Source organism: Pseudonocardia sp. (assembly GCF_029263155.1).
Lineage (GTDB): Bacteria > Actinomycetota > Actinomycetes > Mycobacteriales > Pseudonocardiaceae > Pseudonocardia.
This window is the reverse complement of record NZ_JAJCYB010000120.1, coordinates 20,431-36,243: the sequence shown is the minus strand read 5'-3', so window position 1 is coordinate 36,243 and position 15,813 is coordinate 20,431. Positions and strand designations below refer to the sequence as shown.

Sequence of the window (15,813 nt, the reverse complement as noted above, 5' to 3'; positions counted from 1 at the left end):
CGGGTCAGGGGCGGGCGGTCAGGGTCGCCTCGTACAGGTCGCGTTTCGCGACACCGGTCGCCTGGGCGACCGCGGCCACGGCGTCCTTCAGGCGCTCGCCGTCGGCCACCCGCTCCTCGACCGCGCCGACCAGGGACTCCACGGCCGGGGCCTCCGTGGGTGCCGCGCCGGCGAGCACCACGGTGATCTCGCCGCGCACCGGACCCTCGGCCGCCCAGTCCGCGAGTTCCGAGAGCGGGCCGCGCAGCACCTCCTCGTGCTTCTTGGTCAGCTCCCGGCAGACCGCGGCCCGGCGCCCGGCGCCCAGTACGGCGACGGCGTCGGCGAGGGTGTCGGCCAGCCGGTGCGGCGACTCGAAGAACACCGTGGCCCGCGGCTCGGCCAGCAGCGCCGCCAGCCAGCGGCGTCGCTCCGCGGAGCGCCGGGGCGCGAACCCCTCGAAGCAGAACCGCTCGACGGGCAGCCCGGAGAGCACCAGCGCGGTGGTCACGGCCGACGGCCCGGGCAGGCACGTCACCGGCAGTCCCTCCGCCGCCGCGGCCGCGACGAGGCGGTAGCCCGGATCGGACACCGCGGGCATCCCCGCGTCGGACACGAGCAGGACGGTGCGCCCGTCGCGCACGTCGGAGAGCAGGCCGGGCAGCTTCGCGACCTCCACGGCGTCGTAGTGGCTCAGCACCTTCCCGGTGACGGTGACGCCGAGCGCCGCGGCGAGCGAGCGCAGCCGCCGGGTGTCCTCCGCGGCGATGACGTCGGCCGTTGCCAGCGCGTCGAGCAGGCGGGCGGAGGCGTCGCGGGAGTCGCCGAGGGGGGTGGCGGCGACCACCAGCCGTCCGGGCGCGGGCAGATCGAGGGCGCTCGGCATGGGACCACACTACGATCTCCACGGTGACCGACCGCTCCGTCGTCGACCGCCCCCGGGTGGCGACCGTGCGCGTCGACCCGGACTCCGCACCCGTGGGCGGCCACCGGCCGGTGGGCCCCGAACCGCCGCTGGCGCCGGCCGCGCCCGTCACCGTCGCGCACCTCGGCCCGCCCCCGCCCACCGACCGGGTCCGCGGCTGGGTCGTCGCGGTCGTGCTCGCGGTGGTCGCGGGCGTCGTGCGGTTCACCGACCTCGGCCGGATCACCGACGGCGGCACCCCGGTCTTCGACGAGAAGCACTACGTGCCGCAGGCCTGGCAGATGCTGCGCAACGGCGGCGTCGAGGACAACCCGGGCTTCGAGCTGATCGTGCACCCGCCGCTGGGCAAGCAGCTCATCGCCCTGGGCGAGCTGATGTTCGGCTACGACGGCTTCGGCTGGCGGGCCGCGGCCGCGCTGGCCGGCACGCTGTCGGTCCTGCTCATCGTGCGGGTCGGGCGGCGGCTCACCCGTTCCACGCTGCTCGGCGCCATCGCGGGGGTGCTGCTGATCTGCGACGGCCTGTCGCACGTGCAGTCCCGGATGGGCATGCTCGACGCGTTCGCCGCGCTGTTCGTGCTCGCCGCGTTCGCCACGCTCGTGCGCGACCGCGACGACGTGCGCGCGCGGATGGCCGTCGTCGTCGCGCAGGGCCGGGTGGGTGACACGCCGTTCGGGCCCCGATGGGGCTGGCGGTGGTGGCGCCTGGCCACCGGGGTGCTGCTCGGGCTCGGGTGTGCCGTCAAGTGGTCGGGCGTGTACTGGCTGGCCGCATTCGCCGTGCTGGCGCTCGTGTGGGACCTGGGCGCGCGCCGCGCGGCCGGGGTGCAGCGGCCGTGGCTGGGCACGATCCGGCGCGATCTCGCGCCGGCGGTGTGGGCGCTGGCGCTGGTCCCGGTCCTCGCCTACCTGGCCGGCTGGTGGGCCTGGTTCGGCAGCGAGACCGCGATCGACCGCTACGAGGGGGCGGGTCCGGCGTTCCTGCCCGGCGCGCTGCGGGCGCTGGCCTTCTACAGCGGTGAGGTGCTCGACTTCCACTCGGGCCTGGTCTCGACCCCGGACAACGAGCACCCGTGGGAGTCCAAGCCGTGGACGTGGCCGATGGGGTTGCGCCCGATGCTCTACTACTTCTCCTCCGGCGATCAGGTCACCGGCTGCGGGACGGGTGACTGCGTCAGCGCCGTGATGCTGGTCGGCACCCCGGCCCTGTGGTGGCCCGCGTTCGGGGTCCTGGGGTTCGCGCTCTGGCGGGTCGCCACCCGCGCCGACTGGCGCCACGGCGCGGTCCTCGTCGGATACGGCGCCGGGGTCCTGCCGTGGCTGGTCAACATCGACCGCCAGATGTACTTCTTCTACATGACCCCGGTGGTGCCGTTCCTGGTGCTGGGCACGGTCCTGCTGATGGGGGAGATCCTCGGCCGGGCCGACGCCCCGCGCGAGCGCCGCCAGACCGGGGTGCTGCTGGTCGGGCTGTGGGTGGGGCTGGTCGTCGCCAACTTCGTGTGGCTCTGGCCGATCCTGAACGGCATGCCGATCACGCAGGAGATGTGGGACGCGCAGCTGTGGCTGCCGTCCTGGCGCGCCAGGAGCTAGCTCGACGCCAGTAGCACGCTCGCGGTCAGGGCCAGCCCGGCACCGGCGAACTGCGCCACGGTGAGTCGCTCGCCCAGCACGATCCGCGCCAGCACCACCACAACCACCGGGTAGAGCGAGACGAGCACGGCGCTGACCGCGAGGTCGCCCAGGCGCGTGGCCAGCAGGAACAGCACGTTGGCCAGGGAGTCGAACACCCCGCTGACGACGACGAGCCCACTCGCCCCGGCGACCGAACCGAGGATCGGCACGCGCGTCACGAGCAGCAGCACCACCAGCAGCGTGACCGACACGACGCGCCCGGCCAGCAGCGGCCACAGGCCGGATCCCGGCGGGGTGGCGTCGAGTCCCACGAAGAACATCCCGAACCCGACGCCCGCACCGAGGCCCAGCAGGATTCCGCGCACGGCCACCGCGTCGCGGGTGCCTGCGGTGGCGAGGACGATCGCGGCCAGGGCCACCGCGAGCCCCAGCCCGGTCACCGGCCCGAGCCGCTCGCCACCCACCAGGCCGACGACCAGCGGGAGCCCGGCCCCGACCACGGCCGACAGCGGTGCCACCACGCCCATCGGCCCGACCGCGAGGCCCTTCAGGTACAGCAGCAACCCGCTCGCTCCCGCGACCCCGGCGAGCGCCCCGTAGCCCACAGCGGGCAGTGACGCCCCGCCGGGCAGCAGCCACATCGCGGGGAGCAGCACCAGCAGCCCGACGGCCTGGGCCCCGGCCGTCACCGACACCACGGGCACGCGGCGGGTGGCGAGCCCGCCTGCGAAGTCGGCCACGCCGTAGGCGAGGGCGGAGGGCAGGGCGACGGGCACGGACATCGACGCCTCCGGCGTAGTGCAGCAGAACGTACTCACGCGACCAATAATCTGAACAGTACAGCGAACTGAACACATCTGTACGCAATAATGACCGCATGCAGTCCTCCGACGACGTGGCCGCCGCGGTCGGGCGCAACGTCCGCGCCCTGCGCCAGCAGCGCCGCATGACCATCGACGCCCTCGCGGCGGCCTCCGGGGTCAGCCGCGGCACCGTCATCCAGATCGAGACGGCGCGCGGGAACCCGAGCATCGGCACCCTCGTCGGCCTGGCTGCCGCGCTGCGCGTCGGCGTCACGTCCCTGGTCGACGGCGACGCCGCGCCGCGGGTGGTCGTGCGGCGCGGCGCCGAGGCGGCCCGGCTGTGGAGCAGCGCGGCCGGCAGCAGCGCGGTCTTCCTGATCGGCACCGACCCCCCCGACGTCGTCGAGCTGTGGGACTGGACCCTGCAGCCCGGTGACGGCTTCGACGGCGAGGCGCACCCGATGGGGACCCAGGAGGTGCTGTCGGTGCTGTCGGGGCGCCTGGGCCTGCGGGTCGGGGCGAGCGAGCAGCAGCTGGACGCGGGCGACACGGTGATGTTCCAGGCGCACGCGCCACACCGCTACGCGCACGCGGGCGACGGACCGGTCCGCTTCGTGATGGTGGTGCTCCAGCCCGGGGACGCGGGCCTGGTGGCCCCGACGAACATCGCCGAAGCCGAGACTCCGGAGGGGTGACCCACCGCACGCCCGGCCCATCGCCTCGGCGTGGTTGGGGCAGCGCCGGTGATGAAGTGGACCAGCGACGTCGTCTGATCCCGACGACCTGTCCCGGCCGAGGTGCCGATCGAGGCTGCCGCCCGGTTCAGGCCGGGGTCTCGGCCTCGGCGAGCAGGTCGGGAGGCAGCAGCGCCGAGGCGTTCAGCACCTCGATGCCGACGAGCCTGCCGTCCTTGCGGTCGAGCAGCACCGAACCGTCGACGTCAACGGTGTCGCGACCCGGGGTCAGCTCGGCCGCTGTGAGGTGGAGGTAGGCGGCGTCGGCACTCCGGTCCCACGTGATGCGCATCCGCCTATCATCGCGGAACCGGCCACGCCACGCAGTACCGCTCCGCAACTGAGCGCCCCGGTGACGGTCTCCACCTCCCGGGCCACCCGGCCCGAGAGTGGCGGCCGACATCCCCGCCCGGGCCGGCACAGGCGTCACCACCTCCGGAACGCGGGTGACCTATCTCCGCACGCGGAGGCGGAGCATCGTCACCGGACCCGACTGCGTGTTGCCGAACGGTTCCAGGTCGATCCTGCCGAGGCCCGGGGTCGAGAAGCGGACGCCGTCCCCGAGCAGCATCGGCAGGACGTACACCAGGATCTCGTCCACGAGCCCTCGCCTCAGGCACTGGCCGGCCACGTCGGCCCCGAGGATCTCCAGCTTCTTCCCGCCCGCGGCAGGCCGCGCCCCGGTGACGGCCTCCATGAGGTCGGAGGCGAGGGAGGTGGCCGCCTGCTCCGGCGGGAGTCGCGAACTCATCGGCGTCACCGCTCCCGGACGGCGTAGGTCAGGTGGGTCACCCGCTGCGTCGGCTCCGCGTGGACCGGCTCCAGGGTCACGCGGCCCGCGTCCACGCCGTCGAACAGGCGGATCCCGGAGCCGAAGAGCACAGGTGAGAGCGCGATCGAGAACTCGTCGACCAGGCCGGCGTTCACGTACTCCAGGATCGTCGCACCGCCGCCCGCGATGCGGACGTCCCGGTCGCCTGCGGCCTCGCGGGCCCGGTCGAGCGCGGCCTCGATGCCGTCGTCGACGAAGTGGAAGGTGGTCCCGCCCGGCCGCTCCCACGGGTCGCGCCTCCCGTGTGTCACGACGAAGACCGGCGTGTGGAACGGTGCCTCCTCCGGCCACATCCGCTCGCCTGCGTCGAACATGCGCCTGCCCATCACGCTCGCGCCGGTGCGTTCGAACGTCTCCCGCAGGATGTCGTCGTCGCGCCCGTCCTCACCGCCCTCGCCGAGCCCCAGGTTCTCCCGGAAGAACCGCGTCGGGAACACCCACTGCTGCAGCTCCATCCACTGCTGCCCCATCAGCTCGGAGAGGGACCCGGGGGCGATGAAGCCGTCCAGCGACATCGACACGCTGAAGAACACCTTCCCGGTCATCGGTCCACGGCCCCCGACCGGGCGGTCCCGGTGACGTAGGCAGCGAGGTTGCCCAGGGTCTGCCGGCCCCCCTCGATCGCGTGGTAGCGCTCGACCGCCTCGTCGCGCAGCTCCCGGGTGGGGAACACCGTGCGCATCTCGATCCGGGTCCCCCCGCCGTCCGGTGCGAACGTCAGGACCGACTCGAAGGCGTTCGGGTCGTCGCGGGACTCACCGTGCACCAGCGCGATCCGTTCCGGTGGGGCGATCTCGGTCCAGGAGATCCACTCCTGATAGTCCGTCCCGTCCGGTCCGTGCATCACGAAGTCCCACTCCCCGCCGACGCGGAACTCGAACGCCCGCGTGGTGGTGGTGAACCCGTCCGGGCCCCACCACCGCGACAGGTGCCGGACCTCGGTGAACGCCTCGAACACCAGCTCCCGCGGGGCGCCGATGACCCGGGTGATCACGATCTCGCGGTCGGCCGTCACCGGCCCGTCCCGTCCTGTCACGACCCGTCCTGCCCCTGCCATCGGTCACCCCTCCTGCTTCGCCTGTGTGAGGTCCTGCACGTACGCGTCCAGCCGGTCGAAGCTCTCGTTCCAGAACCGCTCGAACCCGCCGGTCCACTCGTGGACCGGCCGCAGCCCGTGGGCGTCCAGGCCGTACAGACGCTGCTTGCCCGCCCTGCGGTCCCGCACGAGCCCGACCTCCCGGAGCACCCGCAGGTGCTTCGACGCCCCCGGCTGGGTCATCCCCAGCTCCTGGGCCAGCTCGGTCACCGGTCGCTCACCCGCCCGGAGCAGGACCAGGATCTGCCGGCGCTGCGGCTCGGCGATCGCGTTGAAGACGTCCGACGTCGTGGCGGCTCGTGCCATGGGCGCTACCATATGCCGATATGGGAATGCGTCAAGCAGCTGCCGGCGCGGCGGGGCGGGCGTGTGGACGACGGAGGCCCGGCGTCCACGGTGGGAGTTCACCGTGGACGCCGGGCCTCGTCGCGGGCCGGCCGGCTCAGGCCTTGGCGGCCTCGCGGGCGCGGAGGTCCTTGCGCAGGATCTTGCCGCTGGCGCTCTTCGGGATCACGTCGATGAACTCCACCACCCGCACCTTCTTGTGCGGGGCGATGCGCTCGGCCACGAACGCCATGACCTCGTCGGCCGTGAGCTCGGAGCCCGGCTGGGTGACGACGAACGCCTTGGGCACCTCCTCGCCCTCGTCGTCCTTGACCCCGATGACGGCCGCGTCGGCGATCTTCGCGTTGGTGAGCAGCAGGGCCTCCAGCTCGGCCGGCGGCACCTGGTAGCCCTTGTACTTGATCAGCTCCTTGACCCGGTCGACGATCGAGAACACGCCGTCCTCGGTCACCTCGGCGACGTCACCGGTGTGCAGGTAGCCCTCGTCGTCCAGGGTGATCGCGGTGGCCTCGGCGTTGTTGAGGTAGCCGGCCATCACGTTGGGGCCCTTGACCCACAGCTCGCCGCGCCCGCCGGGGCCGACCTCCTCGCCGGTCTCCGGGTCGACCAGCTTGCAGACGATGTTGGGCATTGCGAAACCCGAGGAGTTGAGGTCGAGGTCGGGGCGGTCGTCGGGCATGGCGTGGCTCACCGGCGACAGCTCGGTCATCCCGTAGCCCTGCAGCACCGTTACGCCCAGGCGCTTGCCCATCGCGTGCCCGAGCTCCGCGTCGAGCGGGGCTGCGCCGGAGAAGATGACGTCGATGCAGGACAGGTCGTAGTCGTCGACCATCGGGTGCTTGGCCAGCGCGACGGCCACCGGCGGCGCGATGTAGACCCGCTGGACCCGGTACTCGGAGACGATCCGCAGGAACTCCGGCAGGTCGAACTTCGGCATCGTGACGACCGTGCAGTTCGCGTAGAGGCCGTGGTTCATCATCACGGTCATGCCGTAGATGTGGAAGAACGGCAGCACCGCGAGGATCTTGGTGTCCGGCGTGATCCGGGTCATCGGGACGGCGATCTGCACCAGGTTCGCCACCAGGTTGCGGTGGGTGAGGATGACGCCCTTGGCCAGGCCCGTGGTGCCCGAGGAGTAGGGCAGCACGCAGGTGTCGCCGGGGGCGATGTCCTGGGCGGGCACCGCGGCGGTGGTGCCCAGCAGATCACGCAGCGACGGGTAGCCGTCGGCGGCGTCCAGCACGATGATCGAGTCGGCGGGGAGGCCGGCCTCGGCCACGGCGGCCGCCGCCCGGTCCAGGAACGGCGAGACCGTGAACAGCAGCTTCGCGCCGGAGTCCCGGAGCTGGTGGGCCAGCTCGCCGGGGCTGTAGAGCGAGTTCGCGCTGGTGACGATGGCGTTGGCGCGCAGGATGCCGTGGAACACCGCGGCGTAGTACGGGGTGTTCGGGGCGAAGATGCCGACGACATCGCCCTTCGCGACGCCCCGCTCGGCCAGCGCGGCCGCGATCTTCTCGGCCATCCCGCGCAGCTCGGCGAACGAGATCGACGCGCCGGAGCCGCCGTCGATCAGGGCGGGCTCGCCGTCGCGGCCGCCGAAGTCGGAGAACAGGAAGTCGAACAGCGAGACCTCGGGGATCTCGACGTCCGGATACGGGCTGCGGATGGGCATGGCGGCGCTCCCTTGCGTACATACCGCACGTTCCGGACCGGCTCCGGACGGCGGCCATACTCTAGTTCGACCGCCGGAGGTCATACCGACCGGTGCGAAACACCCGAACGGGGCAACTCGAAGGGGTTGTCCGGGTTGTCACGCATTGTCATGGTGGGCCGCGCCGGCGCCGGGCGGGCACCCACCCGCCCCCGACCGGACCGGGACGGCGTCCCTGCGTCGCTCGGTGCCCTGCGGCTGCGCGGAGCCCCCGACCGCGCGGGCGTGCGGCGGCAGCACGCGGGGTGGCCCGAGTTCATGAACCCCCTCAGATCCCGGGCCGCTCCGCGCACCGCCGTCAACCGGTCGGGCCGCCCGCGGGGGACGGGGTCGCCCGGCGGGCGCGCACGGCTCGCCGCACCAGCCAGCCGATCCCGCCCAGCACGGCGAGCACCGGCAGGAACGGCAGCAGGAAGCCCAGCACCGCGCCGGTTCCGGAGCCCAGCGCCACCAGCCCGTTCCACCCGGCCCCCAGGCCGTCCAGGAAGCCCGCGGGGCTCGGCTCGTCGTCCACCGGCCCCCCGTCGGGGGTGCGCAGGTCCACGGTCAGGGTGGAGAACTGGACCTGGTCGCGCAGCGCGGTGAGCCGCCCTGTGAGCGAGTCCAGCTCGGCCTCGCGGCGTGCGAGCTCCGACTCGACGGCCACGATGTCGCCGATCGAGGTGGCCTCCGCGAGCAGCGCCCGCACTCGCGCCACGCTGGCCTGCTGGGACGCCACCCGCGCGTCGAGGTCGACGACCTCCTCCGTGGCGTCGACGACGTGCGCGCTGCGCTCGGTGACGGTGCCGAGCGCACCGACCTGCTCGACCAGCCGGTCCAGTGCCTCCGCCGGAACCCGCAGCACCACCCAGCCGCCGTTGCGGCCGGACTGCTCCTCGGCGACGAACCCTCCGGCCGCGGCGGCCGAGGCCCGCAGGTCGCGGACCCCGATCTCGGGATCGGTCACCTCGACGGTGATCTGCGCGGTGCGCACCAGCGACCGCGTGACGGTGCCCACCGGCACGCCGGGTTGCGCCGCGGAGGCCGGTTCGTCCGGCGCTGCCGCGGACTCCCCGACCGCCGCGTCGGCCGAGACCTCCGTACCCGGCCGCGCCGGTGTCGCGATCTCGCCGACCGACGACGACGCGCTCCCGTCCGGACCCCCGCCGCCGACGCCGGCCAGCGCGACGGCTAACCCGGCCACCACGACCAGCACCACACCGGCCCCGACCACCCACCTGCGGGACGTCCACCGTGCCACCGTCATCGCCTCCTCGGCCCACCGGAACGGCTCCGGCGGTTCGGGAGGTGGACGGGCCCGGCAGGGATGGCGGTTGGCCCGCCGACATCACGATCGGGTGACGCCCGTGTTCAGCTGAACAGATGCTCGAAGGCCGTCAGGTTGGCCGTGGACTCGCCGCGCTCGGTGCGCCAGGCGTGCTCGCGCCGGATCGAGGACGCGAAACCCAGCTCCAGGAGCGTGTTGAAATCACCGTCGGCGGCCTCCAGTACCTGGCCGAGGACACGGTCGATCTCCTCGGCGGTGACAGCGTGCAGGGGGAGCCGGCCGGTGAGGTGGATGTCGCCGACGCGGTCGATCGTGTAGTGCACCCCGTAGAGGCGGGCGTTGCGCTGCAGCAGGAACCGGTAGACGGCCTCGAACTCCTCGTCCGGCCGCCGGCAGACGAACGCCGAGACGAGCAGCGCGTGGTCGCGCACGACGAGCCAGCAGTGCGTCTGCAGCCGGTTGGTGCCGGGCAGGGTGACGATGAACTGCCCGGTGTCGCGTCGCTGGTGCTCCACGTCGAGGTCGACGAGTGCCGTGGCGACGACGTCCTCGGTGCTCATGAGGCGATCATGCCCGCGGGCATGCCCTCCCGCTCGGCGAACTCCGCCGCCGCGCCCGCGTAGGTGTCGAGCAGCGCGTCGGTGGTGCGGTCCCAGGAGAACCGCCGGGCGTGGACGACGGCGCCGTGGGACAGGCCGGCGCGGCGGGCGAGTGCGGTGTCGAGCGCGTCGGCCCACGGACCGGACCCGTGACCGGGGACCAGCAGCCCCGAACGGCCGTCGGCCACGGCTACCGGCAGCCCACCCACACGCGCCGCGACGACGGGCGTTCCGCAGGCCTGCGCCTCCAGCGCCACCAGCCCGAACGACTCGTTGTGGCTGGGCACGGCGACCACGTCGGCCGCGCGGTAGACGTCGACCAGACCGGCCCCGCCCTGCGGGGGCAGGAACCGCAGCACGTCGGCCGTCCCCGGATTCCTGTAGAGCCCCAGGCGGGTGCCCAGCTCCTGCAGCGCGGTGGGTTCGGCGAGCCCGCTGCCCGACGGTCCGCCCGCGACGAGCACGACCAGCCGCGACCGCAGGCCGGGGTCGCGCTGCAGCAGCTCGGCGGCCGCCCGCAGCAGCACGTCGGGTGCCTTGAGGGGCTGGATCCGCCCGACGAACGCGAGCACCACGGCGTCGGCGGCGATCCCGAGCGCGCGCCGCGCGGGCGCCTGCGGGCCGGGCACGAACCGGTCGAGGTCGACCCCCGGCGGGATGGTGACGACCCGGCTCGGGTCGGCGCCGTAGAGCTCGACCAGCTCGCGGGCCTCGGAGTCGGTGTTGCCGATCATGCGGTCCGCCTCCGCGACGACCTGGTCCTCGCCGATCACCCGCACCACCGGCTCGGGTGGGTCACCGTCGGCCAGCGCCGCGTTCTTGACGCGCGCGAGGGTGTGTGCGCTGTGCACCAGCGGCACCCCCCAGCGGTCGCGGGCCAGCCAGCCGACCTGCCCGGACAGCCAGTAGTGCGAGTGCACGACGTCGTAGAAGCCCGGGTCCTGCCGGGCCTCGGTGCGCAGGACGCCCGCGGTGAACGCGCACAGCTGGCTGGGGAGGTCGTTCTTGCCCAGCCCCTCGAACGGCCCGGCCGCGACGTGGCGCACCAGCACCCCGGGCGCCAGCTCGGCCACCGGGGGCAGGTCGGAGGACGTGGCGCGGGTGAAGATCTCCACCTCCACGCCGCGCTGCGCCATCCTCCGCGCCGACTCCGCGATGTAGACGTTCATGCCGCCCGCGTCACCGGTGCCGGGCTGCTCCAGAGGGGAGGTGTGCACCGAGAGCACGCACACGCGCCGGGGCCGCCGGCTCTGGAGGGTCACGCTTCTGTCTAGCACGACGGCCGGGTGCTTCACTGCGCAACCGTCATGGGGCACCCGGGGTCCGCATGGCGAGCAGGGCGCGCAGCGGGTCCTCGGCGTGCCAGCCGCCCGCCCCGTCGGGCCATGTCGGGACGCGGAAGCGACCGGTCACCGGCCGGGTCACGGTGACCCACAGCTCGTTGTGGCGCACCAGCTCGCCGTCGGGCACCGGGATGCCGAGCGTGTGGCAGGCCACCACCACCTCCGCGACGTCCGCCCACGCCTGCGGTGTCCCGTCGGGATCGGGCTCGCCCGCCACCACCTCCGTGGCCCGCGGCAGGTCGAGCAGGTCGGCCAGCACCGCCGGGTCGCCGCCCGCCACCAGCTCGCCCGGCGGTAGCACCGACGCGGGCCACGGCTCGTCGAGGACCACCGCCACCTCGACGCCGACCACCGAGCAGTCCAGCGCGCGCACGCGTTCGGGTGGGTCCACCTCGGCCGGGTCCACGCGGCCCGCGGAGACGGCCTCGGTCAGCGCGCGGTGCGCGGCGGTCACGAGCGCGACGTCGGGTCGGCGCAGCGGGTCGGCGAGTCGCTCCAGGAGGTCCTCGGCGTCGTCGGCGTCGGCGACGGTCAGGTCGGCACGCACCCCGATCGCCGCCAGCAGGGCATCGTCACCGGTGACCGGGTCGTACAGCGGCGCGAGTGCGGTGGCCGCTGCCAGCCGCCTGCGGCCGGGCCGGTCACCGTCGAGCCGGGCGTGGCGGGCGAGCCACCACCCGGTGTACGAGCCGGGCTCGGTCACCGCGGCCCGGGTCTCGCGCCCCGAGCCCAGCAGGGCCAGCGCGGCGGGCCAGGCGTCGTCGGCGACCAGGTCGAGATCGCGGACGGCCACCAGACGCCGTGGCGGTGCGGCCGGCGCGTCCCACCACCGGTCCTCGTCGTCGAGGTCGTGATCGGGGCCGGTCGGCTCCTCGTCGACGACCAGCGCGAACCCGTCCAGCACCCCGACCGCGGCGGCGGCGGCGCGCGGGACCCCGTCGGGGTCGAGGACGCCGAGCGGGGCGTCGGGATGGAGCAGCGGGCGCAGCGCCGCGTCGGGGAACATCAGCTCGTCGGCGCGGGCGGGCAGCCCGTCCTCGGCGGGCAGGGCCAGGGCGCCGTAGCCGTCGGGGGCGTCACCCACCTCCGTGACGAGCGCGAGCACCGCGTCGGCGAGCGGGCGGGTGTCCAGTCCGGCGTCGGCGTCGTCGAGCGACCGCTCGACGGCGGCCCGCAGTGCCGGGTGCTCCAGCAGGGCGCGCGGATCCGCCTCGGTGGCGCCCAGGCGGGCGAGCAGCGGGTGCACGGCGTCCGGGTGGGCGATGTGCAGCCCGGGCAGTGTCAGCGCGGCGACCGCGGCGACGGCCGGTCCCGGGGCCGGGAGGAGCACGGTGGGTGGCCCGGCGGCGGCGCGGCCGTCGGCGAGCGGCACGGGCAGCGCGCGCAGGTCGTCGAGGAGGCCGGGGACGGTGTCGCCGAGCAGCGCCAGCGACGCGTAGAGCCGCTGCCACCATGTGGGGGGCCGTTCCAGCCCGTAGAGTCGCTCCACCAGCGCGGCCGGGGCGAGCCGCGGCACGCCCAGCGCGGCGGGCACGGCCCCGGTGACCACCGCGCCGAACCCGGCCTCGGCCAGCAGCGCGGGCAGCGGTGTGTCCTGCGCGCCCGGGAGGTCGAGCCACTCGGCGCGGGCGGGGACGAGCGCGGTGCCGTCGACGCCGGGCAGCCATGCCGTGCGGCGCAGGGCGTCGACGAGCAGCTCGCGCAGCCGGCCGTCGAGGGCGGAGCGGGGGAAGCCCGCGTCCGGGACGAGCGCGGCCCGCTCGGCGGGCGGTGTGGCGGCGACGAGGTCGAGGTAGGCGTCGACGGCACCGGCCAGCACCGTGTCGGTGACGGTCCCGGGCCGCGCGCGGCGACGGTCGGGTTCCAGCGGCACGGTCGCGACGAGCCGCGCGGGCAGGCCGAGGCGCTCGCCGGTCGCGGTGGGTGCGTGCAGCACCTCGTCGTCGGGGAGTGTGCCGTCCAGGGGCAGCGCCCAGCAGGCCGACCACGCCCGCCGCCCGCGCTGCTCGACCGCCGCCTCCACGGCGTCGCCGAGGTCACCGCCGCGGCGGGCCAGCCGCCAGCGCCTGCGGTCGACGACCACCTCGCCGCCGCGTTCCTCCCGGGTGACGCGTTCCCCGTCGACGGTGATCTCGTGCAGGTCCGGCAGCGCGAGCAGCAGGTCGGGGGCGTCCGCGCGGGCGCGGGCCAGCAGGGCCGCGCCGTCGAGGCCTGGGCGCAGAGGCAGCCGCACCTCCGTGTCGCATCCCGTGGGCTCCTCGTCGACGGCCCACACCAGGCGCAGCACCGGTGGCCCGTCGCGGCGGGCCAGCTCGGCGGCCACCGTCGGCAGGTCGGCGACCGCCTCCGCGGTGCGGGTGGCGGAGAACGCGACCGACCCGGTCCGGCTGATCACCCGGGGGGCGTCGGAGACGGGGAGTACCGCGGCGAACCCGACCCCGAACCGCCCCGCCGACCCCGGGTCGTCCCGTTTCGCCGAGGCCCGCAGGGAGGCCAGCGCGGCGACCCCGGCCGCGTCGAGGGGGGCTCCGGTGTTGCCGACCCGCAGCTCGCCGCGGGTAGCGCAGGCGGACCGCGCTTCGGCGCCGCGGGTAGCGCAGGCGGGCCGGGGATCCGCGGCCTGGTGGAGGGAGACGGTCATCCGACCGGGGACGCCTGCTCGCCGGGCCGCGTCGGCCGCGTTCTGGGCCAGCTCCACGAACCAGGCGTCGGCGTAGCCGCCCAGGCGCAGGTCCTCCTCGGCGTTGGCGTCCTCCCGGAACCGGGTCGGGGACGCGGCCCACGAGTCGAGGACGGCGGTCCGCAGCGCTGCCGTACCGAACGGGTCGCCCATCGGCGGGAGTCTTCCACCGGTCGGCCGAGGCGGCGGCCCGACACCGGTCCGCCGTGCGGGCGTGGCCCTCTCACCGCACCCGGCGACCGCCGGCCACGGATCTCACCGGGGCCGGACCCGCGGTCACCCGCCGACGGGCTCCAGGTCGACGCCGTCGTCGTAGACCAGCTCGGCGACGGCGACCGGCGACACCGCGTCGACGACCACGTCGGAGTGTGCGCCGCACCCGAACCCGACGGCGACGACCGCGCCGTCGGCCGGGGCGTACTCGTTGCCGCACACGCCGAACGCGCCCCGCATCGAACCGGCGAGGGACAGGAAGAAACCGCAGGTCCCGCACGTGCCGGGGGCGGCGCGGGCCATGTCGGTGCCGGGGCCGTGAGGGCCGTCGAACCAGCGGTCGGCGGCGGCCTCGCGGCCCGCGCGCGAGAGCACCTTCGTGCGCCCGAGCCCGACCTCGACCGCGATCTGCTCGGGTAGCTCCTCGTCGTCGGCGGCGACGTAGGCCGGGACGAGCCGCGCGTCGCCGTCGGCGGTGGGCAGCAGGTCGCCGACGCCGAGGTCGCCCGGGCGCACCCGCTCGTGCCACGGCACCCACTGCGGCCCCACGACCGCGTCCGGGCCGGGAAGCAGCACGACCTCGCAGACCGTGACGGGACCGGCCTCGTCCACCCCGGCGAGCGTGACCGACCAGCGCCAGCCCCGGTACCCGCCCTGGGTGGCGGCGAAGAAGTGGGTGAGCGTGCCCGGGTCCTCGACCACGGCGTCCAGGTGATCGCCCACGGCCGCCCCGGCGGCTTCGGGGCCCAGGTCGGCGGCGGCCTCCTCGACGGCGGCCGCCCTGGCCTGCTCGACAGCGTGAACGAGCCGGGTGGGGGCGTGGTGTTCGGCGGTCACCGTGGTCATTGTGCCACCGTGGTGCGCATGAGTTTCGCCCGCGCACTGGCGGCGGCCACCGTGGTCGTGATGGCGGGCTGCGGCGCCGCGGCACCGCCTGCGGGCGTCGAGGTGCTGCGGCCCGAGGTGCTCGAGGAGATTCCGCACGACGTCACCGCGTTCACGCAGGGCTTCGAGATCGCGGGCGGGTCGCTGTACGAGGGCACCGGGCGCGTCGGTACCTCCCAGCTGCGGGAGCTGGACCCGGCGACCGGCGCCGTCCGCCGTGCCGTCCCGTTGCCCGGGCCGGTGTTCGGCGAGGGGATCACCGTGGTCGGTGACCGGATCTGGCAGCTGACCTGGCGCGACGGTATCGCCATCGAGTGGGACCGGGCGTCGTTCACGGTGCGGCGCGAGGTCCCGATCGAGGGCGAGGGATGGGGCCTGTGCCTCGACGGGGAGCGGCTCGTGCGCTCGGACGGCACCGACCGGCTCCGCTTCCACGACCCCGACACCTTCGCCGAGACCGGCTCGGTGACCGTGACGCTCGCCGGGGCACCGGTGCCCATGCTCAACGAGCTGGAGTGCGTCGACGGGCAGGTGTACGCGAACGTCTTCCAGACCGACCGGATCGTGCGTATCGACCCGGGGACCGGCGTCGTCACCGCGACCGTCGACGCCGCGGGCCTGCTCGACGACCGGCGCCGCGCGCAGGCCGACGTGCTCAACGGGATCGCGGCAGCGGGCCCCGGGGAACTGTTGCTCACCGGGAAGTACTGGCCGTCGACGTTCCGCGTGCGACTGGTGCCCGCGTAGCCGGGGCGGGGTCCACCGAA

Annotated in this window: 15 protein-coding genes and 1 pseudogene; 3 read left to right on the top strand and 13 right to left on the bottom strand. The window is 74.6% G+C overall.

The genetic code is table 11. From position 1 onward, the window contains the following. Nucleotides 1-4 precede the first annotated feature (4 nt). A complete protein-coding gene (gene rsmI, locus Q1K26_RS25165) occupies nt 5-865 on the bottom strand; it encodes a 16S rRNA (cytidine(1402)-2'-O)-methyltransferase (RefSeq protein WP_300018043.1) in 861 nt (286 codons plus the stop codon). A 128-nt stretch (nt 866-993) separates the two neighbouring features. Here rsmI and Q1K26_RS25160 point away from each other — a divergent pair, with 128 nt between their 5' ends. Then, nucleotides 994-2,496: a phospholipid carrier-dependent glycosyltransferase gene (locus Q1K26_RS25160; protein WP_300018435.1), complete on the top strand. Its 1,503-nt coding sequence runs from the start codon at nt 994-996 to the stop codon at nt 2,494-2,496. Here Q1K26_RS25160 and Q1K26_RS25155 read toward each other — a convergent pair. Continuing rightward, nucleotides 2,493-3,320 (bottom strand): DMT family transporter, encoded by an 828-nt coding sequence (locus Q1K26_RS25155; protein ID WP_300018040.1) that lies wholly within the window; start codon nt 3,318-3,320, stop codon nt 2,493-2,495. The genes Q1K26_RS25160 and Q1K26_RS25155 overlap by 4 nt on opposite strands. Nucleotides 3,321-3,415: 95 nt before the next feature. Here Q1K26_RS25155 and Q1K26_RS25150 point away from each other — a divergent pair, with 95 nt between their 5' ends. Next, nucleotides 3,416-4,036 carry an XRE family transcriptional regulator gene (locus tag Q1K26_RS25150; protein ID WP_300018037.1) on the top strand — a complete coding sequence of 207 codons (621 nt, stop codon included), beginning with the start codon at nt 3,416-3,418 and terminating at the stop codon, nt 4,034-4,036. A gap of 127 nt (nt 4,037-4,163) precedes the next feature. On the opposite strand, the gene Q1K26_RS25145 is transcribed toward Q1K26_RS25150, so the two are convergent. The 11 genes and pseudogenes from Q1K26_RS25145 to Q1K26_RS25095 all read right to left on the bottom strand — a co-directional run bounded on the left by Q1K26_RS25145 (nt 4,164) and on the right by Q1K26_RS25095 (nt 15,007). Further along, a complete protein-coding gene (locus Q1K26_RS25145) occupies nt 4,164-4,367 on the bottom strand; it encodes a DUF2283 domain-containing protein (protein WP_300018034.1) in 204 nt (67 codons plus the stop codon). 159 nt (nt 4,368-4,526) lie between these two features. After that, a pseudogene (locus Q1K26_RS25140) lies at nt 4,527-4,775 on the bottom strand (dihydrofolate reductase family protein); the annotation flags it as partial. A gap of 56 nt (nt 4,776-4,831) precedes the next feature. Beyond that, nucleotides 4,832-5,452 carry a dihydrofolate reductase family protein gene (locus tag Q1K26_RS25135; protein ID WP_300018031.1) on the bottom strand — a complete coding sequence of 207 codons (621 nt, stop codon included), beginning with the start codon at nt 5,450-5,452 and terminating at the stop codon, nt 4,832-4,834. After that, a complete protein-coding gene (locus Q1K26_RS25130) occupies nt 5,449-5,943 on the bottom strand; it encodes an SRPBCC family protein (protein WP_300018028.1) in 495 nt (164 codons plus the stop codon). The genes Q1K26_RS25135 and Q1K26_RS25130 overlap by 4 nt, the downstream gene beginning before the upstream one ends. Nucleotides 5,944-5,967: 24 nt before the next feature. Beyond that, on the bottom strand, nt 5,968-6,309 hold the full coding sequence (locus tag Q1K26_RS25125; protein WP_300018025.1) for a metalloregulator ArsR/SmtB family transcription factor: 342 nt from the start codon (nt 6,307-6,309) through the stop codon (nt 5,968-5,970). A 136-nt stretch (nt 6,310-6,445) separates the two neighbouring features. Next, nucleotides 6,446-8,020, bottom strand: coding sequence for an AMP-binding protein (locus Q1K26_RS25120; protein WP_300018022.1), 1,575 nt, complete (start codon nt 8,018-8,020; stop codon nt 6,446-6,448). A gap of 337 nt (nt 8,021-8,357) precedes the next feature. Continuing rightward, nucleotides 8,358-9,305, bottom strand: a complete 948-nt coding sequence (locus Q1K26_RS25115) for a DUF4349 domain-containing protein (RefSeq protein WP_300018019.1) — start codon at nt 9,303-9,305, stop codon at nt 8,358-8,360. Between the two features lie 104 nt (nt 9,306-9,409). Continuing rightward, the gene (locus tag Q1K26_RS25110; RefSeq protein ID WP_300018016.1) at nt 9,410-9,886 is read right to left on the bottom strand and encodes a YbjN domain-containing protein; all 477 of its coding nucleotides are present in this window, start codon (nt 9,884-9,886) and stop codon (nt 9,410-9,412) included. Further along, a complete protein-coding gene (gene mshA / locus Q1K26_RS25105; RefSeq protein WP_300018013.1) occupies nt 9,883-11,187 on the bottom strand; it encodes a D-inositol-3-phosphate glycosyltransferase in 1,305 nt (434 codons plus the stop codon). The genes Q1K26_RS25110 and mshA overlap by 4 nt, the downstream gene beginning before the upstream one ends. 43 nt (nt 11,188-11,230) lie before the next feature. After that, on the bottom strand, nt 11,231-14,101 hold the full coding sequence (locus tag Q1K26_RS25100; RefSeq protein WP_300018010.1) for a hypothetical protein: 2,871 nt from the start codon (nt 14,099-14,101) through the stop codon (nt 11,231-11,233). A gap of 123 nt (nt 14,102-14,224) precedes the next feature. After that, complete coding sequence (locus Q1K26_RS25095) at nt 14,225-15,007, bottom strand: DUF3027 domain-containing protein (protein WP_300018007.1); 783 nt, start codon at nt 15,005-15,007, stop codon at nt 14,225-14,227. A gap of 18 nt (nt 15,008-15,025) precedes the next feature. Here Q1K26_RS25095 and Q1K26_RS25090 point away from each other — a divergent pair, with 18 nt between their 5' ends. Further along, nucleotides 15,026-15,793 carry a glutaminyl-peptide cyclotransferase gene (locus Q1K26_RS25090; RefSeq protein ID WP_300018004.1) on the top strand — a complete coding sequence of 256 codons (768 nt, stop codon included), beginning with the start codon at nt 15,026-15,028 and terminating at the stop codon, nt 15,791-15,793. Nucleotides 15,794-15,813: the final 20 nt, after the last annotated feature.

What these genes read in the sequence shown, in the direction of transcription:
- rsmI (WP_300018043.1), bottom strand. Translation starts at nt 865, where the DNA reads ATGCCGAGCGCCCTCGATCTGCCCGCGCCCGGACGGCTGGTGGTCGCC.
- Q1K26_RS25155 (WP_300018040.1), bottom strand. Translation starts at nt 3,320, where the DNA reads ATGTCCGTGCCCGTCGCCCTGCCCTCCGCCCTCGCCTACGGCGTGGCC.
- Q1K26_RS25150 (WP_300018037.1), top strand. Translation starts at nt 3,416, where the DNA reads ATGCAGTCCTCCGACGACGTGGCCGCCGCGGTCGGGCGCAACGTCCGC.
- Q1K26_RS25145 (WP_300018034.1), bottom strand. Translation starts at nt 4,367, where the DNA reads ATGCGCATCACGTGGGACCGGAGTGCCGACGCCGCCTACCTCCACCTC.
- Q1K26_RS25135 (WP_300018031.1), bottom strand. Translation starts at nt 5,452, where the DNA reads ATGACCGGGAAGGTGTTCTTCAGCGTGTCGATGTCGCTGGACGGCTTC.
- Q1K26_RS25125 (WP_300018025.1), bottom strand. Translation starts at nt 6,309, where the DNA reads ATGGCACGAGCCGCCACGACGTCGGACGTCTTCAACGCGATCGCCGAG.
- Q1K26_RS25120 (WP_300018022.1), bottom strand. Translation starts at nt 8,020, where the DNA reads ATGCCCATCCGCAGCCCGTATCCGGACGTCGAGATCCCCGAGGTCTCG.
- Q1K26_RS25115 (WP_300018019.1), bottom strand. Translation starts at nt 9,305, where the DNA reads ATGACGGTGGCACGGTGGACGTCCCGCAGGTGGGTGGTCGGGGCCGGT.
- Q1K26_RS25110 (WP_300018016.1), bottom strand. Translation starts at nt 9,886, where the DNA reads ATGAGCACCGAGGACGTCGTCGCCACGGCACTCGTCGACCTCGACGTG.
- Q1K26_RS25100 (WP_300018010.1), bottom strand. Translation starts at nt 14,101, where the DNA reads ATGGGCGACCCGTTCGGTACGGCAGCGCTGCGGACCGCCGTCCTCGAC.
- Q1K26_RS25095 (WP_300018007.1), bottom strand. Translation starts at nt 15,007, where the DNA reads ATGACCACGGTGACCGCCGAACACCACGCCCCCACCCGGCTCGTTCAC.
- Q1K26_RS25090 (WP_300018004.1), top strand. Translation starts at nt 15,026, where the DNA reads ATGAGTTTCGCCCGCGCACTGGCGGCGGCCACCGTGGTCGTGATGGCG.